The sequence below is a fragment of the Pseudomonas fragariae (ex Marin et al. 2024) genome, assembly GCF_059621105.1.
This window is the reverse complement of record NZ_CM184369.1, coordinates 533,528-558,168: the sequence shown is the minus strand read 5'-3', so window position 1 is coordinate 558,168 and position 24,641 is coordinate 533,528. Positions and strand designations below refer to the sequence as shown.

At 61.3% G+C, this 24,641-nt stretch carries 14 protein-coding genes and 1 pseudogene; 5 read left to right on the top strand and 10 right to left on the bottom strand.

What is annotated here, in order from left to right; all coding sequences use genetic code 11:
* Positions 1 to 67: 67 nt before the first annotated feature.
* Together AC54XV_RS02545 and mscK are read left to right on the top strand one after the other, a co-directional pair.
* Positions 68 to 1,810, top strand: a complete 1,743-nt coding sequence (locus AC54XV_RS02545; RefSeq protein ID WP_003432036.1) for a potassium/proton antiporter — start codon at positions 68 to 70, stop codon at positions 1,808 to 1,810.
* A 38-nt stretch (positions 1,811 to 1,848) separates the two neighbouring features.
* Positions 1,849 to 5,238 carry a mechanosensitive channel MscK gene (mscK, locus tag AC54XV_RS02540; RefSeq protein ID WP_058822322.1) on the top strand — a complete coding sequence of 1,130 codons (3,390 nt, stop codon included), beginning with the start codon at positions 1,849 to 1,851 and terminating at the stop codon, positions 5,236 to 5,238.
* A 67-nt stretch (positions 5,239 to 5,305) separates the two neighbouring features.
* Here mscK and AC54XV_RS02535 read toward each other — a convergent pair whose 3' ends face one another.
* Positions 5,306 to 5,572, bottom strand: a complete 267-nt coding sequence (locus tag AC54XV_RS02535) for a hypothetical protein (protein ID WP_058822325.1) — start codon at positions 5,570 to 5,572, stop codon at positions 5,306 to 5,308.
* 316 nt (positions 5,573 to 5,888) lie between these two features.
* On the opposite strand from AC54XV_RS02535, the pseudogene AC54XV_RS02530 reads away from it, so the two are divergent.
* Positions 5,889 to 7,436 (top strand): annotated as a pseudogene (locus tag AC54XV_RS02530) (tyrosine-type recombinase/integrase); the annotation flags it as partial.
* Between the two features lie 102 nt (positions 7,437 to 7,538).
* Here AC54XV_RS02530 and xopG read toward each other — a convergent pair.
* The 7 genes from xopG to AC54XV_RS02495 all read right to left on the bottom strand — a co-directional run bounded on the left by xopG (position 7,539) and on the right by AC54XV_RS02495 (position 15,243).
* Positions 7,539 to 8,195, bottom strand: a complete 657-nt coding sequence (gene xopG, locus AC54XV_RS02525) for a XopG/HopH/AvrPtoH family type III secretion system effector (protein WP_440058625.1) — start codon at positions 8,193 to 8,195, stop codon at positions 7,539 to 7,541.
* Between the two features lie 443 nt (positions 8,196 to 8,638).
* On the bottom strand, positions 8,639 to 8,902 hold the full coding sequence (locus AC54XV_RS02520; protein WP_080397960.1) for a recombinase family protein: 264 nt from the start codon (positions 8,900 to 8,902) through the stop codon (positions 8,639 to 8,641).
* A gap of 181 nt (positions 8,903 to 9,083) precedes the next feature.
* Positions 9,084 to 10,823 carry an ATP-binding protein gene (locus AC54XV_RS02515; RefSeq protein WP_496717800.1) on the bottom strand — a complete coding sequence of 580 codons (1,740 nt, stop codon included), beginning with the start codon at positions 10,821 to 10,823 and terminating at the stop codon, positions 9,084 to 9,086.
* Positions 10,820 to 12,424, bottom strand: coding sequence for a 5-oxoprolinase subunit B/C family protein (locus AC54XV_RS02510; protein ID WP_496717798.1), 1,605 nt, complete (start codon positions 12,422 to 12,424; stop codon positions 10,820 to 10,822). The genes AC54XV_RS02515 and AC54XV_RS02510 overlap by 4 nt, the downstream gene beginning before the upstream one ends.
* Before the next feature lie 9 nt (positions 12,425 to 12,433).
* Positions 12,434 to 13,228, bottom strand: a complete 795-nt coding sequence (locus AC54XV_RS02505; protein WP_496717796.1) for a putative hydro-lyase — start codon at positions 13,226 to 13,228, stop codon at positions 12,434 to 12,436.
* A 2-nt stretch (positions 13,229 to 13,230) separates the two neighbouring features.
* Positions 13,231 to 13,995 (bottom strand): LamB/YcsF family protein, encoded by a 765-nt coding sequence (locus AC54XV_RS02500; protein WP_024641081.1) that lies wholly within the window; start codon positions 13,993 to 13,995, stop codon positions 13,231 to 13,233.
* Between the two features lie 15 nt (positions 13,996 to 14,010).
* Positions 14,011 to 15,243, bottom strand: a complete 1,233-nt coding sequence (locus tag AC54XV_RS02495; protein ID WP_011266439.1) for an NRAMP family divalent metal transporter — start codon at positions 15,241 to 15,243, stop codon at positions 14,011 to 14,013.
* Between the two features lie 253 nt (positions 15,244 to 15,496).
* On the opposite strand from AC54XV_RS02495, the gene AC54XV_RS02490 reads away from it, so the two are divergent.
* Entirely contained in the window at positions 15,497 to 16,162 is a 666-nt protein-coding gene (locus AC54XV_RS02490; RefSeq protein ID WP_016567019.1) for a GntR family transcriptional regulator, read from the top strand.
* A 137-nt stretch (positions 16,163 to 16,299) separates the two neighbouring features.
* Complete coding sequence (selO, locus tag AC54XV_RS02485) at positions 16,300 to 17,763, top strand: protein adenylyltransferase SelO (RefSeq protein ID WP_496717793.1); 1,464 nt, start codon at positions 16,300 to 16,302, stop codon at positions 17,761 to 17,763.
* A gap of 403 nt (positions 17,764 to 18,166) precedes the next feature.
* Here the strand turns inward: selO and AC54XV_RS02480 are convergent, their stop codons facing one another.
* A complete protein-coding gene (locus AC54XV_RS02480; RefSeq protein WP_003404582.1) occupies positions 18,167 to 18,637 on the bottom strand; it encodes a chemotaxis protein CheW in 471 nt (156 codons plus the stop codon).
* Positions 18,630 to 24,608: a hybrid sensor histidine kinase/response regulator gene (locus AC54XV_RS02475; protein WP_496717791.1), complete on the bottom strand. Its 5,979-nt coding sequence runs from the start codon at positions 24,606 to 24,608 to the stop codon at positions 18,630 to 18,632. Before AC54XV_RS02475 ends, AC54XV_RS02480 begins: the two co-directional genes overlap by 8 nt.
* Between the last annotated feature and the right edge of the window lie 33 nt (positions 24,609 to 24,641).

Below are 24,641 nucleotides of genomic sequence, written 5' to 3'. Positions count from 1 at the left end.
GCATGCGGACTGCATGGTCAGTTTTCGCCCCTCTCGTTGCAATTCAGTTTTCTACGGAGTACCGCCCTTGGACGCCACCACCATCAACAGCCTGTTCCTGATCGGCGCGTTGCTGGTAGCCGCAAGCATCCTGGTCAGTTCTCTTTCGTCGCGCCTGGGCATTCCGATTCTGGTCATTATTCTGGCCGTAGGCATGGTTGCAGGCGTCGATGGCGGCGGGATCATCTTCGACAACTACGCGACCGCCTACCTGGTCGGCAACCTTGCGCTGGCGGTGATCCTGCTCGACGGCGGGCTGCGAACTCGGGTGGCCAGTTTCCGGGTCGCGCTGTGGCCCGCCTTGTCGCTGGCGACGGTGGGCGTGCTGATCACCACGGTACTGACCGGCATGGTGGCCGCCTGGCTGTTCAATCTCAGCGTTATCCAGGGCCTGTTGATCGGCGCGATCGTCGGCTCCACAGACGCCGCGGCGGTGTTCTCCCTGCTGGGCGGCAAAGGTTTGAACGAGCGCGTTACCGCCAGCCTCGAGATCGAGTCGGGGAGCAACGACCCCATGGCGGTGTTCCTGACTGTCACCCTGATCGGCATGCTCGCCAGCGGTCAGACCGGCTTGCACTGGGGACTGCTGGGGCACCTGATCCAGGAATTCGGGATCGGCAGCTTCATCGGTCTGGGCGGCGGCTGGATCCTGCTGCAGCTGGTCAACCGCATCAATCTGGCCGCTGGCCTCTACCCGATTCTGGTGATTGCCGGTGGCCTGGCGATCTTCGCCCTGACCAACGCCATCCACGGCAGCGGTTTTCTCGCGGTCTACCTGTGCGGTCTGGTGCTCGGCAACCGACCGATTCGCAGCCGCCATGGCATCCTGCACATGCTCGACGGCATGGCCTGGCTGGCGCAGATCGGCATGTTTCTGGTGCTGGGCCTGCTGGTTACGCCGCACGATCTGCTGCCGATTGCGATACCGGCGCTGGGTCTGGCGCTGTGGATGATTCTGGTGGCACGCCCACTGTCGGTGATGGTCGGCCTGCTGCCGTTCAAGGCCTTCCATGGCCGCGAAAAAGCCTTTATCGCCTGGGTCGGCCTGCGCGGTGCGGTGCCGATCATTCTGGCGGTGTTCCCGCTGATGGCCGGGCTGCCCAATGCGCAGCTGTACTTCAACCTGGCGTTCTTCATCGTGCTGGTTTCGCTGTTGCTGCAAGGCACCAGCCTGCCGTGGATGGCCAAACTGCTGAAAGTGACGGTTCCGCCTGATCCCGCGCCGATTTCCCGGGCCGCGCTGGAGGTACACGTCACCAGCGAATGGGAGTTGTTCGTCTACCGCCTGGGCGCTGAAAAGTGGTGCATCGGCGCGGCGCTGCGTGAGCTGAAGATGCCGGAAGGCACGCGTATCGCGGCACTGTTCCGCGGCCAGCAACTGCTCCACCCGTCCGGCAGTACAACCCTGGAAGTCGGTGATCTGCTGTGCGTGATCGGCCACGAACACGACCTTCCAGCGCTGGGCAAATTGTTCAGCCAGGCGCCGCAGCGTGGGCTGGACCTGCGTTTCTTCGGCGACTTCGTGCTCGAAGGCGACGCAAGGCTGGGTGAAGTGGCGGCCCTGTATGGCCTGAAACTCGACGGCATCGACCCTGGAATGCCGCTCAGCCAGTTCATCGTGCAGAAGAACCGTGGCGAACCGGTGGTCGGCGACCAGGTTGAATGGAATGGAACTATTTGGACGGTTGCCGTCATGGACGGGAACAAGATCCAGAAAGTGGGCGTCAAATTCCCCGAAGGAACCCGCCCGGGCCCCGGACTGTTCCTTTAAACTGCCAACCCACACGTATCATCATGCGACCGGTGTCTATGTTTTCCCTGCGTTCCTTTTGTGCTGCCGCACTGTTTGCGCTCTGCCTGTCTTCTTTCCCGGCGCTCGCCGCCGACCCGCCCAGCAGCGCCGCTGTTCAGCAAAGCCTCGACAAGATTGCCGACCGCAAGCTGCCTGATGCCGAGCAAAAGGCACTGCAACAGGTCCTCGAACAGACACTGGCGTTTCTGAACAGCAAGCAGGACAGCGAACAGAAACTCGAAGCGCTCAAACAGCAGCTCGCCCAGGCGCCAAAACAGACTTCGGAAAACCAGCGTGAACTGGCCCGCCTGAAAGAAAGCAAAGTGGTGCCTGTGGCCCAGCGCTATGGCGGCCTCGACGTGCCGCAGCTGGAGCAACTGCTCAGTCAGCGCAGCACCCAGCAGAGTGATCTGCAGAGCGAACTCAACGACGCCAACAGCCTGGCCATTACCGCGCAAACACGGCCGGAGCGTGCCCAGACTGAAATCAGCGCCAACCAGACGCGCATCCAGCAGATCAACGCCATCCTCAAGAATGGCAAGGACAACGGCAAGACCCTGAGCGCCGACCAGCGCAACCTGCTCAATGCAGAGCTGGCCTCGATCAACGCCCTCAACCTGCTGCGCCGCCAGGAACTGGCCGGCAACAGCCAGTTGCAGGACCTGGGCAACAGCCAGCATGACTTGCTGACCGAGAAGGTCGCGCGCCAGGAGCAGGAAATTCAGGACCTGCAGACCCTGATCAACGACAAGCGCCGCGCCCAGTCGCAGAAAACGGTTGCCGACCTGTCCCTGGAAGCGCAGAAGTCAGGCGGCAGCAGCCTGCTGGCGACCGAAAGCGCTGCCAACCTCAAGCTCTCGGACTACCTGTTGCGCGGCACCGATCGCCTCAACGAACTGACCCAGCAGAACCTCAAGACCAAGCAGCAGCTCGACAACCTGACCCAGACCGATCAAGCCCTCAGCGAGCAGATCAACGTGCTGAGCGGCAGCCTGCTGCTGTCCAAGATTCTCTACAAACAGAAACAGGCATTGCCGCACCTTGAGCTGGACAAGGGGCTGGCCGATGAAATCGCCAACATTCGCCTGTATCAGTTCGACATCAACCAGCAACGCGAACAGATGAGCACGCCGACCGCTTACGTCGAAAAGCTGCTCGCTACCCAGCCGCCTGAAAACGTCACCCCGCAACTGCGCCGGACGCTGCTGGACCTGGCCATCACCCGCAGTGACTTGCTGGAGCGCCTCAATCGCGAACTGAGCGCGTTGCTCAACGAATCAATCACCCTGCAACTGAACCAGAAGCAACTGACCAGCACTGCTCAGGGGCTGCGCGCCACACTCGACGAGCAGATGTTCTGGATCCCCAGCAACAAGCCGCTGGACGTGGAATGGTTTCAGAATATCTGGCCGCGCCTGAAAAAGCAGGTCGCTACCCTGCCGTGGACGTCCAGCCTCAGCGAACTGTCAGACGGCCTGACCCAGCGGCCGCTGCTGTTCCTGCCCTTGCTGCTGTTGATCGGCATACTGACCTGGCGGCGCAAGGCGCTGTACCAGAAGCTCAATCGCCTGCACGCCGACATCGGTCACTTCAAGCGTGACAGCCAATGGAAGACGCCTCTGGCGCTGCTGATCAACGTGCTGCTGGCCATGCCCGTCGCACTGGGGCTGGCGCTGTGCGGTTACGCGCTGCAGATCGACGCCCGCGGTCAAAACGCCAATCTGGGCGAGGCCTTGCTGCAGATCGCCCTGGCCTGGCTGGTGTTCTACACCGCCTATCGCGTGCTTGCGCCGTCTGGCGTTGCGCAGTTGCACTTCCGTTGGGAAACGGCGCAGGTCGAGTTCCTGCGTGGCTGGGTGCGGCGCCTGGGGCTGGTGGTCCTGGCCCTGGTGGCGGTAGTGGCCGTCGCCGAACACCAGCCTGCCGCACTGGCCGACGACGTGCTGGGAATCGGCGTGGTGCTGACCTGTTACGCCCTGATGACCTGGCTGCTTGGCCGCCTGCTGATCTCTAGCCCCACGCATCACAATGCCTCACTGTTCCGCAAAACCGTCGGCGTTTTGTTCACGGCGTTGCCCGTCGCGCTCTTCCTCGCAGTCTGCTTTGGCTACTACTACACCGCGCTCAAGCTCAGCGACCGTCTGATCGACACCCTGTACCTGATGATGATCTGGCTGATGGTCGAGGCGACGTTCGTCCGCGGCCTGAGCGTGGCCGCCCGGCGCCTGGCCTATCAGCGTGCGCTGGCCAAGCGTCAGGCAGCCAGAGAAAACGGCGACAGCGACATTCCGGTCGAAGAACCCAAGCTGGACATCGAACAGGTCAACCAGCAGTCGCTGCGCCTGATCCGTCTGGCCCTGCTGGCCGGATTCGTCGGCGCACTGTACCTGGTGTGGGCCGAGCTGATCACGGTGTTCGCCTACCTGGACAACATCATTCTCTACGAATACACCAGTGGCACCGGTGCCAACATGAGCATGGTGCCGATCAGCCTGAGCGACTTCCTGGGTGCGGGGGTGATCATCGTCATCACCTTCGTGCTCGCCGGCAACCTGCCCGGCCTGCTGGAAGTGCTGGTGCTGTCACGCATGAACCTCGCGCAGGGCAGTGCCTACGCGACGACCACGCTGCTGTCGTACACCATCGCCGGTGTCGGCTTCGTCACCACGCTGTCGACGCTGGGCGTGAGCTGGGACAAATTGCAGTGGCTGGTCGCGGCACTGTCGGTGGGCCTGGGCTTCGGCATGCAGGAAATCTTCGCTAACTTCATTTCCGGCATCATGATCCTCTTCGAACGTCCGGTACGGATCGGCGACACCATCACCATCGGTGCCCTGTCGGGGACGGTCAGCAAGATCCGCATCCGCGCCACGACCATCACCGACTTCGACCGCAAGGACATCATCGTCCCGAACAAGACCTTCATCACCGGCCAGCTCATCAACTGGTCGCTGACCGACACCGTCACCCGCGTAACCCTCAAGCTGGGCGTGGATTACGGTTCGGACCTGGACCTGGTGCGCTCCCTGCTGCTGCAAGCCGCCCGGGAAAACCCTCGGGTGCTCAAGGAGCCAGAACCGATCGTCTACTTCCTGAACTTCGGCGAAAGCACCCTCGACCACGAACTGCGCATGCACGTACGCGACCTGGGCGACCGCAACCCGGTGCTCGACGAGATCAACCGCTTCATCAATCGCGAGTTCAAGAAGCAGCACATCAACATCTCGTTCCGCCAGATGGAGATCTACCTCAAGAACACCCAGGGCCTGGAATACAAACTGGTGCCCGCAGAGCCGGTCGACAAGCACGGCGCACCGGCTGGGCAGACGACCCTGCAACCGGTGAATACCCAAGTGACCCCGGCGACCAAGGATGCGCCAGAGCCGCCTGAGTTGCGGCTGGATTGAGGTTGAGCGTGGAATGACCGGCAGCGTTATAATTGCTGTCGGTCATTCAGGGTGTGCAAGCCGGACTCTACAGCCCTTTGAAGGCCTTTTCAGCTTCAACAATGACCACGCCGAGCTTCGAGTCATAGGGCCATTGGTCGACGATGACTCTTGAGATACCCAGATCGCGGTTCTGTTTTTCTGGGATATCATTTTGCGCAATCAAGTCTGGAACGACTTGAAGTTTTTGTTTGAAATGCTTGAGCTGGCTTACTGTGGTGAATGCCAGCACGTTTGGATCGTCTAGGTTGATAGCTTCGTCAATACACTTGATGGCATGTATGATTTTTTCTATGCATTTATTCAAGGATTTCATGGCTGTAAAAGATCCGAAAGATTAAGAATATATTTTTGAATTTGGCCGCCCAAAAGACCCACGCCTTGGGCTGAGGCTCGCCCCTCGATTATCGTTGTGCCTGGGGCGACCTTGAACTGGGCAAGATAGGTCATCTGATTCCACTCTGTTCTCAAGGCCAAGCTTTCTCGATTTGCCGGAAAAGTTTCAAACAGATAACGCCCTTCTTTCTGCGCATTAACCCCATCAAAGTACCTTAACCTATATTCATTATCTGTAGCCTGTCTGACGTTTATGGTAGGTATCTCGAAAGACCAGGCTAGTTGGCAAAGTCTCCCATGGCCTAGCTGCGCTGGGTATTTTGGAGAAGCCGTTACGCATGCGTGGCTATGTTGACTGGCGTGAAAAGAGTATAGAGGGCATTGACCCTGTCTGCGTCAGGTGGTGTCGTCGCTGGCGAGACACCTCAACCTTACGTCCCCGTACACGGGAAAGTAACTACAGCTTCATGTTGAGAACCGGCATCTGGTTGACGCGCGAGCAGCCGTGGGTGAGCTCCCCCGTCGATTGGAACACATCAACCTGCGCGGCCGTCATCGCGGCTATTGACCGGATGACCGTTGGTGAGTGGGCTTTGGAGTCAGCGCTCGGTACGAAGTTGAAAGGGCTTGGTCAACCGATTGCACCGAACTCAAAACGAGCGTTTCTGCATGCCTTACGCCGTTTTTTCATCGACTTTGAATTGTGGGGCTGGGGACGTCTAAAGTTCAGCCCCCGTCATCACCTGGCCACACCTCGTACCGTGGCGTTCAACTCGGGTATCAATCCACGCGTTGTCGACGACTCCAGCTGGCTCAAGCTGGTCTGGGTGAGCCTAAACCTGCAGCGTAAGGATTTGCTCTCGGAAATTCACTACCCCTTGGCGATGGTGCAGGCGGCGGCTGTAGTGTGGACACACACCGGGCTACGGAGTAACGAAATTATGCGACTGTCCATAGGGTGTGCGCATGCCCAGCCCCATGAGGTGGTACACGAAGACGGAACCACAATTCCACCAGGGACCTTGTGCTACCTCGATATTCCGGCCAGCAAGACGTTCAAGGCTTTTGTCAAACCCGTGGCGGTGGTGGTTAAAGAGCGAATCGACGCCTGGCTTCAAGAAAGACCGGTGAACCGGGCGCCGCTTGTGGATGAACGAACCGGGGAGAAGGTCAGTTACCTGTTTCAGTTTCGGGGCAAGCGCATGGGAGCGGGCGTCATCAACCGTACGATTATCCCGATGCTATGTGCCAAGGCCGGTGTCCCGCTAGACGACAGTCGCGGTCGTATTACCAGCCATCGGGGGCGCGCCTCGGTCGTGACTGCATTGGCCAGTGTTCCACAGGGTATGTCGCTAATGGAGCTGATGCAGTGGTCTGGGCACAGTTCGCCCAGTTCTACGCTCCATTACATCCGCATCCGCCCCACCAAGCTGGCGGCATCATTTGTTAAAGCGGATCAAATGTCGCACATGGTGTCAGTGCTTATCGACCACGACGTAATCGCGCGCCATTCATCTGATCCCTATACCTTTTATGATCTGGGCGATTCGTACTGTTCAAATCCGTTCTGGAGCAGTTGCCCCCATCGAATGGCGTGTGCCGGCTGTGATTTTAATGTTCCTAAAGCCAGCGCCCGAGCGCAGGCGTTGGAAAGTAAAGCCTCCATCGGACATTATCTGGAGGCCGTGCCCCTGATGGCCGATGAGCGGGCTATTGTTGAAGGTGACCTGGCAAAATTGGATGGGCTTATACGCAAACTCGATAATGTGCCGACGCTGGATGGCAGAACGCCCAGTCAAATCGAGGCAAAAAAAAATCGATAATCATGGGCGTCCTAATTCGGCGTTTGTCTTAATTCCTTCTGTGCGAAATGAGATATAATCGCCTGTACTCATATCTAAAAAAATAACTTACAGTAGGTTGCCCTATTGATGTGGCCTGTACTTCATGCGCAGAGGCAGACCGTGTTCAGCTCGGATGGAGTTCTCTGACGGTTCTTTTGTAAGTGAATAGCTGTACTTATCTAATCCAACGGCCCTAAGCTCCTCCTTGCCAGATCCCGTACGTGGATTATAGCGATCTCCGTCATCCGCTAAGGAACTCCCACTCAACACGTGTCGAACATGAACTAGCTCATGAGCCAAGGTCGTGATTTTGTCGTCGTTATCCATTCCAAGGCGTAACGGTGAGCCATTCTGATTTAAGCGTATGCTTGCTTTGTCTGGTGACCAGCCAATAATCGCATTGCTTCCTTCACCTTTGGTAAAGGTCCCCTTTCGTGATAGCCGTGATGCAATGCGCCGATTCTCGTTAAAGTCTTCGGGTTCGTACTTTTCCAGTTGCCTCCTGCTCAGAACAGCATCGGTATAACATTGGTTATTTATTTCAATCTCTTTAAGGGTGACTTTTCTATCTTTTTTACTGGCAAGCTTGGATATTTCTTGTAACAGCTCACGGCCAGAGGGACGGGCGCTGATATGGTCAAGCGCTTCCTCTGCCTGTTCTTTGAATGTGTGAGCTGCTGTCGGTTCGCTACTGAGAGGGGCGATATAGATGCCTGGGTGTCGAGACGGAGTGATCATGACTATCCTAAGAAGTTAATTGAGCTATATGATCGCTTGAAATTGCAACTATTGGCGCTACCCCAATTGTTGCTGACATGGTTTGGCAGGGAGTCCAATGGACCATCCAGGATTACCTGAAAATTACACTCCCGTATGCATACACCTATGTCGTAGATATGTTGCGCCGCCTGAGTGGCCCTTGAGATGGGTTCGGTTCCATACAAAGGTAACGTAGTGTCCAATCAGTCGAAAAAGGCATCCTCCGCGTGATGCTAAGGTGGCATTGATACTGGGGAGACGCTTTTTTCGAGCGTCATCGGCCTCTAAAAACGGGTCCTACGCGACTTTACGACGTGTTTCGTTAATGTCAGGCGCACTTTCCCCCTCAGGTCCTCATCTACTTGGGGGAGAGAGAAAACGGACAAAATAGGGGCGGTTGTGGCTGGGAGCGAAATGACACCCTAAGCCGTTTCGCGATGCCTACGCACAATTTCAGTGACGGTGTTTTTGCTGATACCAAGATCTCGGGCGATCCACCTGTAGCTGCGGCCTGCTTCAATTGCTTCCATGACTTTTGGATAAAGCTTTTCGGATTTTGGACGTACTCCCACTTGGCGCCCTAGCTTACGTCCTCGAGCACGAGCAGCCGCGAGACCTGATTTTACTCGCTCGCGGATCAGATCACGTTCGAACTCCGCAATTCCGGAGAGAAACGTCGCCAACATCCAATCATGCGGGGACGAGAGGTAAGAATACGGCGCAAGGGCTGATGCTGTTGTGCTGATCCGTGGATGGTGCGCTGGCGATTGCTGCCGACCATGAAGCTTGGCACTGCGCGCTGCGATGCTATCCATGCTGCCCAACCGAGCTGCAACACCCGGTTGCGCGGAGCAATTAACAACCTGATTACGTAGCGGCCTCAACCCGCCCAATCACCACCTTCGCCTCCAGATACCCCCCAGGCTCCTTGCTGATCTGCACGGTTCCGGCACACGGTGCCAGTATCGATGTTTCCATCTTCATCGCCTCCATGATCGCGATCACCTGACCCTTTTCTACCGTCGCACCGTCTTCAACCGCCCAGGCATGCAGGTTGCCCGCTACCGGCGTCAGCACGGCGTGCGGGTCCGGGGCATCGGCGACTGGCTGGCTGGCGTCAGCCGGGGCGGCAGCGTTCAGGCTCATGCCGGCCAGCAGCGCAGCAGGCAGGCCCAGTTCATGGCGTTTGCCGTCGATTTCAACGAAGGTGCGCAACACGCCGGGATCGACCGGCTCTGCGTTGCGCGGGGCGATGGTGACGTGCTCGGCGAAGTCGGTTTCGATCCAGCGGGTGTGGACGGCGAAGGTATTGGCCGCGGTGAAGTCGGCATGGTCCATGACCGCCCGGTGGAACGGCAGCACGGTGGCCACGCCTTCCACCTTGAACTCGGCCAGCGCACGGCGGGCGCGGCTGATGGCCTGTTCGCGGGTGGCGCCGGTGACGATCAGCTTGGCGATCATCGAGTCGAAGTTTGGTGAAACCCGTGAGCCTTCTGCCACGCCGGTGTCCAGACGCACGCCCGGACCGGACGGCGGCTGAAATAAAGTGATAGACCCCGGCGTCGGCAGAAAGCCGTTGCCCGCGTCTTCGGCATTGATGCGGAATTCAAAGCTGTGACCGCGCGGCACAGGCGTGCCATCGAACGACAGCGGCAGGCCGTCGGCGACGCGAAGTTGTTCGATGACCAGGTCCACACCGCTGGTTTCTTCCGTCACCGGGTGTTCGACCTGCAAGCGCGTGTTGACCTCCAGGAACGACAGGGTGCCATCGCCGCTGAGCAGGAACTCCACCGTACCGGCACCGACATAGCCCGCTTCGGCGCAGACCGCGCGGGCCGACTCGTGAATGCGCTGGCGCAGTTCGTCATTCAGATAAGGCGCTGGCGCTTCTTCGATCAGCTTCTGGTTGCGACGCTGCAACGAGCAGTCACGGGTGCCGACCACAACCACCCGGCCATGACGGTCGGCGATGATCTGCGCTTCGATGTGCCGTGGGCGATCCAGGAAGCGCTCGACGAAGCACTCGCCACGACCGAACGCGGTCACCGCCTCACGCACTGCAGATTCGTACAGCTCGCTGACTTCATCGAGCTTCCAGGCGACTTTCAGGCCGCGCCCACCGCCGCCAAAGGCAGCCTTGATGGCAATCGGCAGGCCGTGCTGCTCGGCAAATGTGACCACCTCAGAGGCATCGTTTACCGGGTCTTCCGTACCGGCCACCAGGGGTGCGCCGACTTTCAGGGCGATACGTCGGGCCTGGACCTTGTCGCCCAGCGCGTCGATGGTCGCAGGATCGGGGCCGATCCAGATCAGACCGGCGTCGATCACCGCGCGGGCGAATTCGGCGCGCTCCGAGAGGAAGCCGTAGCCCGGGTGAACCGCGTCGGCACCGGCACGCGCGGCAACCGCCAGCAGCTTTTCGATGTTCAGGTAAGTGTCGGTCGGGCGCTCGCCCTGCAGCCCGTAGGCTTCATCGGCCTGACGCACGTGCAGCGCGTCGATATCGGCATCGGCGTACACCGCCACCGAGGCGACTCCGTAGTCACGGCAGGCACGGGCAATACGAACGGCAATTTCGCCACGATTGGCTATCAGAACCTTTTTCATCTGTTCTTGGTCTCGTCTGAAGTGGCGGGGCGCACTGGCTCGAAGGCGCTCAGCGGGTTGAAGCGAATGCGGGCATTGACCGGAATCTGCCCGGCCTTGTCCAGGTGGTAGGTGGCGACTGCGCCGATGACCGGATAACCACCGGTCAACGGGTGATCGGCCAGAAACAGCACCGGCTGGCCACTGGGCGGCACCTGAATGGCGCCGACCGTGGTGCCCTCGCTGGGCAACTCGCCATCGACGGCACGTTGCAGCGATTGCTCGCCCGCCAGGCGAATACCGATACGGTTGGATTGCGGCGTGACCAGCCAGGTCTGTTGCGCCAGCAGTTGCTGTGCTTCGGCGCTGAACCAGTCACTGCGCGGCCCCATGACCACATCCAGGGTGATGACCTCATCGCTACGCGGCATCTCGAAGGCCGGTTGTTCGGCAGTCGATACTGAAAGGCCGCCGGTTCTGCGCGTGAAGCCCAGCCGGTCACCCGCTGCCAACGCGGCGGGCCCGACCTGGGCCAGCGTGTCGGTGGACAGGCTGCCGAGCACCGGCTCATGAATGAAACCGCCACGAACCGCCAGATAATTGCGCAGGCCGGCAGTCGGGGAACCGATGCTGACCTGATCGCCGTTCTGTAGAGGAAAAGGCGCATAAAGCAGCGGCCGCAATTTTTGCCCTTCGGCGGTCAGCACCTCGACGCTGACCTGAGCCCCGGTAATCGCCACAACGGTCTGCCCCTGACAGGTAAAGGTCAGGCCGCCCATGAGAATTTCCAGGCACGCCGTCGCCGGATCGTTACCCACCGCGCGGTTGGCAGCGCGCAAGGCGCCGCGATCCAGCGCGCCCGATGCGGAAACACCCTGCCCCGCGCGACCGGGACGCCCCAGGTCCTGAAACAGGGTCTGCAGACCTGGCGTCTCGATCTGCAGATAGTCTTCGCTGACCGTCGTCGCCTGCGGCCGGACAGGTGCGGCAACCTGCACACCGGTCTCCGGGAGCGGACCGGCATCCTGGAAACGCACGCGGTAGCCGGGCTGGAGCAAGGCGGGCTCGTCGCGGCCCAGGTCCCACATGGTTGAGGTGGTCACCCCGATGATCTGCCAGCCGCCGGGGCTGGCCTGTGGATAAATGCCACTGAAACCACCGGCCAGTGCCACTGCGCCAGCCGGAATACGCGTGCGCGGCGTGCTGCGCCGTGGCACCACGAACCCGGCGCCGCCGCTGAGGTAGGCAAATCCGGGCGCAAAGCCGCAGAACGCAACGTTGTAGTCGCTGCCGGTGTGGCGCTTGATGACCTCCTCGACGCTGATGTCCAGCTCGCGGGCGACATCGGCCAGGTCTTCGCCGTTGTAATGTACCGGTATTTCGATCAGCTTGCCCGCCTCGCGCGCCTTGCCACGAATGTCGCGCGAGGCGATCTGTGTGGCCAGTGCTTCGAAACCGATGGCTGACGGACGAAAATGCACCAGCAACGTTCGGGCGGCCGGGACGATTTCCTCCACGCCAGCGATGGGCATCTGCTGTAACGATTCGAACAGGGCCAGGGTCTCGTCCAGATTCGACAGTTCAACCAGGAGTGCATCCAGGTTGGCCGGGTAGAAACGCATGAGCCTCTCCTATACGTGGTAATAGCTGTCCGGGATATCGGTAATGAACATGTGGCCCGGCGCGTGGGAAATCGCAAACGGCACACGGGACGCCATGACCACCGCCTGCGGGGTCACGCCGCAGGCCCAGAACACCGGAATCTCGCCGGGCCTGATCGTCACCGCATCACCAAAATCAGGGCTCGCCAGGTCGTTGATGCCGAGCAGTCCAGGCTCGCCGACGTGTACTGGCGCGCCGTGCACACCGGGATAGCGCCCGGTGATCCGCGCCGCTTCGGCAACCCGGTCCGCCGCGATCGGGCGCATCGACACCACCATGTTGCCCTGCAGGCGCCCGGCCGGGCGGCAAACGCGGTTGCTGCGGTACATCGGCACATTGCAGCCTTCGCTGATGTGGCGCACGTCGATGCCGGCGTGCATCAGGTCGGTTTCGAAGGTGAAGCTGCAGCCGATCAGAAAGCTGACCAGATCGGTGTGCTGCGCCCAGATGTGGCTCACATCACTCAGTTCTTCGGCCAGTTGCCCGTCGCGCCAGACCCGGTACAGCGGCAGGTCGGTGCGCAGATCAGCCTGCTCGGCCAACAGGGTGGTGTGGCTGCCGGCCTCGGTCACATCCAGCACCGGGCAGGCTTGCGGGTTGCGCTGTGCGAACAGCAGAAAGTCATACGCCCATTCACGTGGCAGGGTGATCATGTTGCACTGGGTCAGACCAGGCGCCTCGCCAGCGGTCGGCGCGACGAATCCCTGGCGATAACGGGTACGGGCGGCGCTGGCTGCCTCGCGGGCGAGTTGCAGTGAGTTCATGATCAGCCTCGATTGAATGCGCGGACAGTGACGCCTGCATCGTGCAAACGGTTTTTCAGGATGCGGGCGATGTTCACCGCGCCCGGGCTGTCGCCATGCACGCAGATCGAATCGGCCTGCAGGCTGATTTCGCGGCCATCTTCAGCCTCGATGACGCCTTCGCGCACCAGGCGCAGCATGCGCTCGGCGATCAGTTCGGCGTCGTGCAGCACCGCACCGGGCCGCGAGCGCGAGACCAGCGTGCCTTGAGCGGTATAGGCGCGGTCGGCGAACGCTTCGGCGACGCAGGAAAGCCCGGCTTCGCGTGCCCAGTCGAGCAGCGGGGAATTAGCCAGGCACACCAGCTTCAACTCGGGATCAATGCGCAGCAGCGCCTGAATGACCGCCGCGGCCTGACGCTGATCACCAGCAATGGTGTTGTACAGCGCGCCGTGGGGTTTGACGTAGCTCACGCTCGTCCCGGCGCTGCGGGCCAGGCCCTGAAGCGCACCGATCTGATAAATGACATCGGCGGTCAGCTGGTCGGACGGGACGTCCATGTTGCGGCGGCCAAACCCTACCAGGTCCGGGTAGGCCACATGCGCGCCGATGGCAACGCCCCGGGCCGCAGCGGCCTCGAGGGTGCGCAGGATCCCGGCCGGGTCACCGGCATGGAAGCCGCAGGCCACGTTGGCGCTGCTGACCACATCGAGAATCGCCTCGTCATCGCCCATGCTCCAGGCGCCGAAGCTTTCACCGAGATCACTGTTGAGGTCTATTGCAGGCATTTTTATTCTCCGAAATCAGGCTGCATTGATGAAGGCAAAGATAGGACCGACTGATTTGAAAGCCATGTACCACGACAGCAGACAGGTCAGCACGCCCAGTACCAGCAGCCAGCGCGGGTAGTGGTAGCCGTCCATCATGTCGGACCGGCGCCAGCCGACGTACATAAAAATGCTCAGGCCCAGTGGCAGGATCAAACCGTTGAAGCCCCCGGCAAAGACCAGCAGCGCGGCCGGTGGTTTGCCCCACATGACGTATACGACCACGGTGATCAGGATAAAGCCGACCGTGGCGAGGTTACGAGCTCGCTCGGTGATGCGCTTGGAAAACACCGTGATGAACGACATCGACGTGTAAGACGCGCCGATCACGCTGCTGATACCGGCCGCCCAGAGCACCAGGCCGAACATGATCAGGCCGAAGTTGCCAGCGGCAGCGGTGAACGCCTGGGCCGCAGGGTTTGCGCCCTTACCGGACACGTCGATGACGACGCCGCTGGCGACCACGCCGAGGATCGCCAGAAAGAGTATGTAACGAACAACCCCGGTGACCAGAATACCGGTGAGCGCCGCCTTGGACACTACATCGATGTTCTCGACCCCGACGGTACCGCGATCCAGCAAGCGGTGAGCACCGGCGTAAGTGATATAGCCGCCGACCGTGCCGCCGACAATGGTGGTGATGGCCGCGAAATCGACCATGTCCGGCAGGACGGTCTGGCGCAGCGCTTCACCCAGCGGCGGATGCGAGGCAAAGGCGGCGAACAGAATCAGGCAGACCTTCAGGGTGCCCAGCACCATCATGATGCGGTCCATGGCGATGCCGGCGCGGTGCGACGAAAAGATCGCGATGGCGATCAACGCGCTCAAGGCGCCACCCCATTTGGGATCAAGCCCGGTCAACGCGTTCAAGCCCAGGCCCGCACCGGCGATGTTGCCCAGACTGAATACCAGGCCGCCGAAGATGACCAATACCGCGAGCAGATAACCGCTGCCGGGGATCGCTGCGTTGGCCAGGTCGGCCGCGCGCATTCTGGTCAGCGTGACGATGCGCCAGACATTCAGCTGTACCACGAAGTCGATCAGGATCGAAGCCAGGATGCCGAAGGCAAACGCCGCCCCCAGCGTCGCGGTGAACGTGGCTGTCTGGGTCAGAAAGCCAGGGCCGATGGCAGAGGTCGCCATCATGAAGATCGCGGCGATCAATGAGGCGCGGCGCGCCTTGGTGAACTCATTGGCAGTCTGTGTCACGGCGGCATTCCTGAGATGAGAGGTAATCTGCTTGAGCAACGACCATGCCAAAGGTCATTCAAGCGCGCCAAGTTGTAGATACACAAAGATAATATTGTTGAACAATGTAGATGGTGTGGATCAACCATGTGCACCATGTTGTTACGCAGGGACTCAGGTGTGCTACCTGATGAAGCATCTGTTGACCTTCGTCCTTGCCAGCCAATCAGCTGTCGTGGAATATCGACCTGGCTTTTCTTTCTCTGGACCCTTTATGAACGACGCTGCTTCTGCCCTCCCTCGCACCCTCGGAGAATCGATCACCACTGAGCTTCGCAGAATGCTGGTCGAGGGCGAGCTGGTGCCTGGTCAGCGCCTCTCGGAAGCCGCTCTGGCCGAGAGTCTGGATATTTCCCGTAATACCCTGAGAGAAGCCTTCAGAGTACTGACCCGCGAAGGACTGCTGACCCACGAGCCCAATCGCGGGGTCACCGTGGCCAAGCCTGATATGGCGTCGATCATCGATATCTACCGAATTCGGCGCTTCATCGAGTGCGGGGCGATTGCCCAGGCTTACCCACAGCATCCCGGTGTGCTGCACATGCGCAATGCGGTCGAGGCAGGCGTGCAGGCGCGTGAAGCGAAGGACTGGATTGCCGTGGGTACCGCCAACATGATGTTTCACAAGGCCATCGTCGAGCTGTCCGACAGCCCGCGACTGGTGGCGTTTTATGCGCAGATATCGGCAGAGTTGCGACTGGCCTTCGGCTTGCTCAACAATCCGGAACTGCTGCATTCGCCCTATCTGGACATGAATGCTGCGGTACTCGGGCGCCTGGACGCGGGCAAGACCGATGAGGCAACGCGCATGCTCGAGGATTATCTGGTGCAATCGGAACGAACGATCCTGGCCGCCTTCGAGCGAAGCCGGAACCGGTAGTCCGGGCGCAGCCCGATCACCAGAACTACCACCCAGGCACCCGGTCTACGGGTTCTGACCGTTGCAACACGCCCGACGAGCCAGGCAGGCCGCCGCTTCGTTGAAAGCCTGAAATTCCCCTCTGGAGGCGATACGCTTTGAAAGCACTCGACGAACTCATTTTCGACAACCGCTTTGCCCGTCTGGGCGATGCGTTCTCCACTTCCGTGCTGCCTGAGCCCATCGATGCGCCGCAGCTGGTAGTAGCCAGCCAGTCAGCGCTGGCGCTGCTGGACCTGGCGCCTGAGCAGGCCGATCTGCCGCTGTTCGCGGAAATCTTCAGCGGCCACAAGCTGTGGTCGGAGGCAGAACCTCGGGCGATGGTGTATTCCGGGCATCAGTTTGGCTCCTACAACCCACGCCTGGGCGACGGTCGCGGGCTGCTGCTCGGCGAGGTCTACAACGATGCAGGTGAGCACTGGGACCTGCACCTCAAGGGCGCCGGCCGCACGCCGTATTCACGCATGGGGGACGGGCGCGCCGTACTGCGCTCGTCGATCCGCGAGTTTCTGGCCTCCGAAGCCCTGCACGCACTGGGCATCCCCAGCAGCCGCGCGGGGTGTGTGGTCAGCTCCAGCACGCCGGTATGGCGCGAAACCCAGGAGCATGCAGCCATGGTGCTGCGTCTGGCGCAGAGTCATGTGCGCTTCGGCAGCCTGGAATACTTCTTCTACACCAAGCAGCCAGAGCAGTTGAAGACCCTCGCCGAGCATGTGCTGACGATGCATTACCCGCACTGTCAGGAGCAGCCGGAGCCGTATCTGGCGATGTTCCGGGAAATCGTCGAGCGCAACGCAGAGCTGATTGCCAAGTGGCAGGCCTACGGCTTCTGCCATGGTGTGATGAACACCGACAACATGTCGATTCTGGGCATTACCTTCGACTTCGGACCGTTCGCGTTTCTGGATGATTTCGATGAGCACTTCATCTGCAACCACTCCGACCATGAAGGCCGCTACTCCTTCAGCAATCAGGTGCCTATCGCGCAATGGAACCTCAGCGCACTGGCACAGGCGCTGACCCCTTTCATCAGCGTGGAAGCGTTGCGCGAGGCGATCGGTTTGTTCCTGCCGCTGTATCAGGCGCACTACCTGGACCTGATGCGCCGTCGACTGGGCCTGACCGTCGCGAATGAGCAGGACGAACAACTGGTCAGCCAATTGCTGAAATTGATGCAGAACAGTGGCGTGGATTACACCCTGTTCTTCCGTCGCCTGGGTGACCAGCCAGCCGCCGAGGCGTTGCGCACGCTGCGTGACGACTTTGTCGATATCAAGGGCTTCGATGGCTGGGCGCAAGCGTATCAGGCGCGTATTGCCCTTGAGGACAACGGCACCGAGCAGGAGCGTCAGAACCGCATGCATGCGGTCAATCCGCTGTACATCCTGCGCAACTACCTGGCGCAGAACGCCATCGCCGCAGCGGAAAAAGGCGACTACGCAGAAGTCCGCCGCCTGCATCAGGTGCTCTGCAACCCCTTCACCGAACAATCCGGCATGCAAGGCTACGCCCAACGCCCGCCGGACTGGGGCAAGCACCTGGAAATCAGCTGTTCGTCGTGAGGCGTTTGACCCCTATCGTGGCCATGCTCCAGCGTAGGCATGCCGTTCTGGACGCTCTCCTGTAACTATCGTGCGGCGCTCCGCGTCGCATGCCGTTCTGGACGCTCCGCGTCCTGTCTTGAGTGTGCGGTGCGGCGCAGATTTGTGACGCGGAGCGTCACGCACGGCATTCCCACGCTGGAGCGTGAGGAACGATAATCCTGTAACTATCGTGCGGCGCTCCGCGTCGCATGCAGTTCTGGACGCTCCGCGTCCTGCCTTGAGCGTGCGGTGCGACGCAGATCTGTGACGCAGAGCGTCACGAAAGGCATTCCCACGCTGGAGCGTGAGGAACGATAATCCTGTAACTATCGTGCGGCGCTCCGCGTCGCATGCAGTTCTGGACGCTCCGCGTCCTCTTTAACTATGACAGCCCTGCATCCACCAGCCATTGCTCCAGCCCTTCGAGGTCGGGAATACGGGCTATGGTTTCGCCGATCTGTACGGCGGCCAGTTCCAGTTCGGCCAGCGGGACGTCGACGTAGCTCAACTGGCTGTCGACCTTGCACGAGCGCGGGATGCCCTGGGTCAGCAGGGCGATGAACCTGACGTCGTTGCGTCCGCCCAGTGCGTTGAGCACCACGATCCGGGCTCGGCCGCCGACACGGGTGCGGCCTCCGCAGGCGGCTTCGAAGCTGAGCAGCGGCAAGGTCAGTTCGCGCCAGATGATCGGCCCCAGATACCACTCGGGGGCGCCCGGCTCTGCGCTGCAATCCTGGTAATCGATCAACTCTGCGACCGCGACGTTGGGCAGCAGCAGATGCCGGTCACTCAACGGCACCAGCAAGCCGGTCAGGCTGGTCAGACGGCTGGTCTGGAACGTGCCTTCAGACATGCGCCTGACTCCAGTAAGCGATGCTCTCCAGCAACACGGTTTCCTGATACGGCTTGCTCAGGTACTCGTTGACGCCTACCGCCATCGCCCGATCGCGATGCTTCTGGCCCGAGCGGGAGGTGATCATGATGATAGGCAGGTCCTTGAGCTGTTCGTCCTGGCGGATCTGACTGGCCACTTCAAAGCCGTCCATGCGCGGCATTTCGATATCGAGCAGCATGATGTCGGGGGTGTGCTCCTGCAACAGGGTCATGGCATCGACACCGTCCTTGGCGGTCAGCACGTGCATACCGTGGCGTTCCAGCAGACGGCTGGTAACTTTGCGCACCGTCACCGAATCGTCCACCACCATCACCAGCAACGGTCTGGCGTGCTCGACTTCGTGATAGGCAGGCGCCATAAGCCCTCGGAAAGGCAAGCCCTGCAAGTTACGAATCTGCGCCATCAGATCAAGAATCAGCACCACTTGGCCGTCACCCAGAATGGTCGCACCGGAAATGCCCTGCACCCTGGAGAACTGCGGGCCAAGACTCTTGACCACGATCTCGCGCGAGCCTGCCAGCGCATCGACCTGCACCGCCACCCACTGATCCTGCAGATGCACCAGCAACACCGGCAGCGGCTGCAATTGCCCGGCCAGCCTGGGCGGACTGCTGCCCAGCAACTCGCCCAGATAGCGCAACTCGTAACTGCGCCCGCCATATTGATAGCGCGGCGGGCTGGTCTGGTAATAGCCGTCCAGCTCATTGGCCATGACGCGCACGATGCCATCGACGGTATTGAGCGGCACCGCATACTGTTCTTCGCCGCACGTCACCATCAACGCCCGGTTGACCGACACCGAAATCGGCAGGCGAATACGGAAGCGCGTGCCCTTGCCCGGCACCGAGTCAATGACCATCGAACCGCCCAGTTGCTTGACCTCGGCGTGCACCACATCCATGCCCACACCGCGGCCGGAAATCTGGGTGATGATCTCGCTGGTGGAAAACCCCGCCTGCAGAATGAACGGCAACACTTCATGGTCGGACAGATCGGCATCCGGATGGATCATGCCGCGCTTGATGGCCTTGCGGCGTACCGCAGCGAGGTCGACACCGGAACCGTCATCGCTCAGTTCGATGACCATATCGCCGCCTTCGTACATCAGTTCCAGACTGATATGGCCTTGTTCCGGCTTACCGGCGGCGATACGTTTTTCGGTGCTTTCAAGCCCGTGATCAACGGCGTTGCGCAGCATGTGCTCGAGTGGCGCGACCATTCGTTCCAGCACGTTGCGGTCCATTTCACCGTCGGCGTTGCCCACTTCGAAATGGACCTTCTTGTGCAGTTCCGAGGCCACCTGGCGCACCACGCGACGCAGGCGCGGCACCAGTCGCTCGAACGGCACCATGCGCGTACGCATCAGGCCTTCCTGAAGCTGAGTGTTGACCCTGGCCTGTTGCGACAGCAGCGTTTCCGCGTCGCGGGCGCGCGCACCGAGGGTTTCCTTGAGGTCCATCAGGTCGGACGCCGATTCGAACAGGGCGCGTGACAACTGCTGCAACTGCGAATGACGGTCCATTTCCAGCGGGTCGAACTCTTCATAGCCCAACCGCTCGGCCTGGACCTGCTCACGGCTGAGAATGCGCCCCTGGGTTTCCATGTCCAGACGACGCAATTGATCGCGCATCCGCTCGATGGTGGTTTCCATCTCTACCAGGGCGATCTGCGAGTCAATAATTTGCTGTTCGATGCGTCCACGGAAGATCGAGGTTTCGCCGGCCAGGTTGACCAGGTCTTCCAGTTGCTCGGCAGGCACCTTGACCATTTCCGGGCCACTGCGCTCGACCTCGCCCTCGGCGACCGGGGCCACGGCTAAGACGGACTCCGGATGGACTTCCGGGTCCTGCGCAGCCAGCTGTGCGCCCGACGGCTCATCGGTGGCCAGCCTGCGAATGCTCTCGATCAGCAAGGAGGCGTCAGGCAGCGGTTTTTCATTGCGCACGGCATCGAGCATGTCGGCCAGCACATCCTGGCCGCTCTGCAACAGGCCGATCATCAACGGCGCAGGCTGCAGGCTCCCGGCGGAAAGCCCCTCGTAAAGCGTCTCCAGCTCGTGGGCGAGGTCGCCTATCGGAGCAATTTCCACCATCCGCGCGCCGCCCTTGAGGGTGTGCAGGTCGCGCAGCAGGTTTTCGACTTCCAGCATGTTGTGCGGATCAGCCTGCCAGCGGGCCAACGCCGCACCGGAGCTTTCCATGATGTCGAAACCTTCCTCGAGGAAGACTTCACGCAGCTCGGCGTCATGCTCGGGAAGATCTTCATGGGCGGCAGGCGAGGCTTGCACCTCGGGTCCGGCGCTCTCGAGCGTGCGGCAACTGCGCAGCGCTTCGATCAAAGCCGAAGGGTCGCTGAGCGCTTCCTGCCGATACAATTGCTCGAGCAGAATCGCCAGATGGTCGTGGCTCTCGTTCAGCAGCGCAGCCAGCGTCGGCGAATGGTTGAAGCGCCGGTCGATCAAGCCTTCGTAGAGGTTTTCCAGTTCGTGGGCCAGATCGCCCACTTCGGCCACCTCAGCCATCCGCGCACCGCCCTTGAGGGTGTGCAGGTCGCGTTGCAGGGAGGCCAGCGGCGCAGGGTTTTCCGGATCGGCCAGCCAGCGCTGCAACGCCTGACCGGCGCTGTCGAGGATATCGACGGCCTCTTCCAGAAATATCTCGACGATTTCGTCGTCCGGCCCGGCAACTTCAGTGTGTCCGGCCTCGCTGGCCAGTTGCTCGGTGGCGGCGTTGAGCTCGGTAACGCTCAAGGTACGATGGCCGTCGCTCTTGACCAGCCCGGTCGCCGACGGGTCAAGCGCCTGATCCAGCAACTGGTTCAAGGCGCGCACGCATTCGGGACGCGGCTCGACATCCTGGCCGGCCGCCACCTGATCGAGCATGTTGATCAGCGCTTCGTGAGCATTTTCTGCCACATCGAAAAACCGCTCGCTGACCGCCAGACTGCTTTCCTCGACCGCACCGTAGAGGTCGAGCAAGGCTTCGCACAGCTCATCGACCTGCGGCAGGTCGGCCAGGTGCGCGCCATGACCGAGGGTGGTCAGTTCGTCGAGCAGCGCGCTCAGTTCCTGGCGCTCGCCGGGGTGCTGCCGCCAGCGCTGCAGCAGGTTCTCCGCATCCAGCACGATGTCCATGCCCTCGGCCAGAAAACCGGCGAGCAGCGTGGGGTTGCGCTTGATCCGCAGGCCGCTGTCCGACTCGCGCAGCACCACGGTGAGGCGGTCGTTGAGCATCGCCAGGGCAGCCTCGATCAGCGGCGCGGCCCCCGGGATATCGGCCAGCGGCGTGCTGTCCAGTTGTTCGAGGCCCTTGTGCAGCAAGGGTTCGGCGCTGCGCAGCAGGGCAAGTTCCGGTGAGCCGATATCGATTAGGTTGGCCTTGTATTCACGCACCAGCTGATCGAGCGGGCTGGCCAGTTCGGCAATCGGCAGCACTCCGGCCATGTGCGCGCTGCCCTTGAGCGTATGCAGCGCACGCAGCACGGCGTCGCTGATCGCCGGCGACGCTGATTGTTCGGCGTTGTCGAGGAAGCGACCGAGGGTATTCAGATGGCCGAGCGCTTCCTGACGAAAAATCTCCAGCAACTGTGGATCGAGCGGTTCGTCGGCAACAGGCTGGCCTGGCGCATGATCATCCGCGGCTGGCAGCATCGGTGGCTCCAGCCCGTTGGCCAACGCATGGGCGCGGGCCGCCAGCAGGTCGACATCATCGCGCTGACACTGTGCACCTTCGGCAAAGTCGCGGATGACCGACGGCAGCAGCGCCTGCACTTCGGTCATCAGTTGCTGCACTTCGAGGCCCGGCAACACGTCGCCTTCCAGCACCCGGTTGAGCAGGTTTTCCACCGCCCAGGCCAGTTCGCTGAGAATCAGCGCACGCACCATCCGGCCGCTGCCCTTGAGGGTATGAAACGCACGACGCACTTCGGTCAGCGCCGTGCTGTCCCAATGGCCGTCGCTGCCGAGCGAGGTGAACCAGCGCGGCAGGTACTCGCGCAGCGCGTCGAGCACCTCGTCGGCCTCTTCGAGAAACACATCGCGCAACTCGTCGTCCACCGCCTCTTCCCCGGCCGAGGGCGGCAACAGGCTGGCGGGGACGTTGCGGGCGGGCGGGTTGACGGCCGAGACCGGGCTGGCGAGGACCTGAGCAATGGTTTGCGTGGGGCTGACCAGCGCCTTGCGGTCATCCAGTTCCAGCAACTCGTCCTGAGTGATGACCTCTTCGAGCAATGGCACGTCGAGGGTGTCCGCAGCGGGCGTATAGCCCAGTCGTGCCAGACTCTGCTGGGCCATGTCGAGCACCTGGTCGCCCGGCGCCTGATGGTCTTCGAGCATGCGCTCCAGGTAATACTCGATGCCGGTGATGGTGTCGGCCAGGCAATCGAGCTGAACCCAGGTGGGACGGGTTTCATCGACCAGCAGGTGTTCCTGAATGTATTCGTTGCAGGCGGCCAGCAGGCTGGCAGCACGGGCCAGCGGGATCATCGCCAGCGCGCCACGAACCTGCACGATCAGCGCGCACAGCGGATCGAGGCGCTGTCGGTCCCACGCGCCGTCGATGTAATCGAGGATCACGTCCTTGGCCTGCTGCAACACCGTGCGGGCTTCGCGAATCACCAGTTGATGAATCTGCGTCAGGTCGGTGGTCGGCAGGCGGCTTTCCTCGCGGCTGACCTGCTCGTGACTGCCCGCCATGCCGGCAAGGGTCGATTCGACGTAGAGCAAGGCACCCGCGACATCCATCAGCGCCGCGTCGCTGGGCTCGCGCTGCCCCTGCGCCAGACCGATGACGACGGAAAGCTGGTCGATGATCACCTTGCGCGGCTGGCCGAAACCCAGCACCGCGAGAGTATCGGCAATCTGCCGCAACGGCGGCAGCAACGCGTTGAGCTCGCTGACATGCTGACGGTCGCCGCGCACGAACACGTCGAGCCGTTCCTTGACCCTGACCAGCCCTTCGCACAAGGCCACGATCACCGAACGCATGGCGTCACGGTCCGGACCGGCCATGCGGGCGCGCTCTTCGTTGACCACGTCGTTGCCGGGCAAGGCGTCGGCCAGCGCGTACTGGTCCTTGAGGTCGAGCATCTTCGGCGCCAGGCTGTCGGACTTGGCGATATAGAACAGCAGGCTTTTCAACAGCTCTTCGGGGGCGGGCTGATTGATGCCGGTGACGCCCTGCTCGGCCAGACGCTTGAGTTCCTTGTCGGCATCCTTCAACAGGCTGCGCAGCGCCGGGCTGTTGGTGAAGTTGCCGTTGAGCATGGTTTCGACCAGTGCCGAGGCGATCCGCCAGAGCGCACCGAGCGGCGCGTCTTCGCACAACTGCTCAAGCCGGGCAAAGACCTTGGCCATGTAGCCGAGCTGGGTCTGCACGCCCTGCTCGCGCATCAGGCCGGCCAGCGCCGCCTGCAGGGTCTGGCGCAGTTTGCGCAGCAGGTTGGGCAATTCCGGGGTATTGCGCCGCGCCAGCTCTTGTTCATCAAGCGCCGGCACGACGACCAGTTGCGGGGCGAACAGGCTGGTTTCCGAGAGCAGACTTTCGCCCCGCGCACTGCGCAGGTCATTGAGCAGTGGCAAGACCACCAGCGGCAGGTCGCGGCGCGCGGAATGAATGCGTTCCAGGTAAACCGGCAACTGACTCATGGCCTGAATCAGCAGTTGCTCGGACTCGATCGGATGGCTGACGCGGTTCTGCTGGACCGCCAACGCCAGTTGCTCGATTTCCTCGGCCAGCAACGCGGCGCCATAGAACTCGATCATCTGCAGACTGCCGTGAACCTGATGCACCAGGTTCAGGCACTCGGCCATCGCCGCAGCGTTGGCCGGGTCTTCGATGACCCCGTCCAGCGCCTGACGGGCCTGGCGCAGCGTTTCGGCGATTTCGCCCTTCAGCCATTCAAGAGCTACGTAATCGTGACGATCAGCCATGACGAGTACCGTCCGTTACCCAATCAAGGTTGT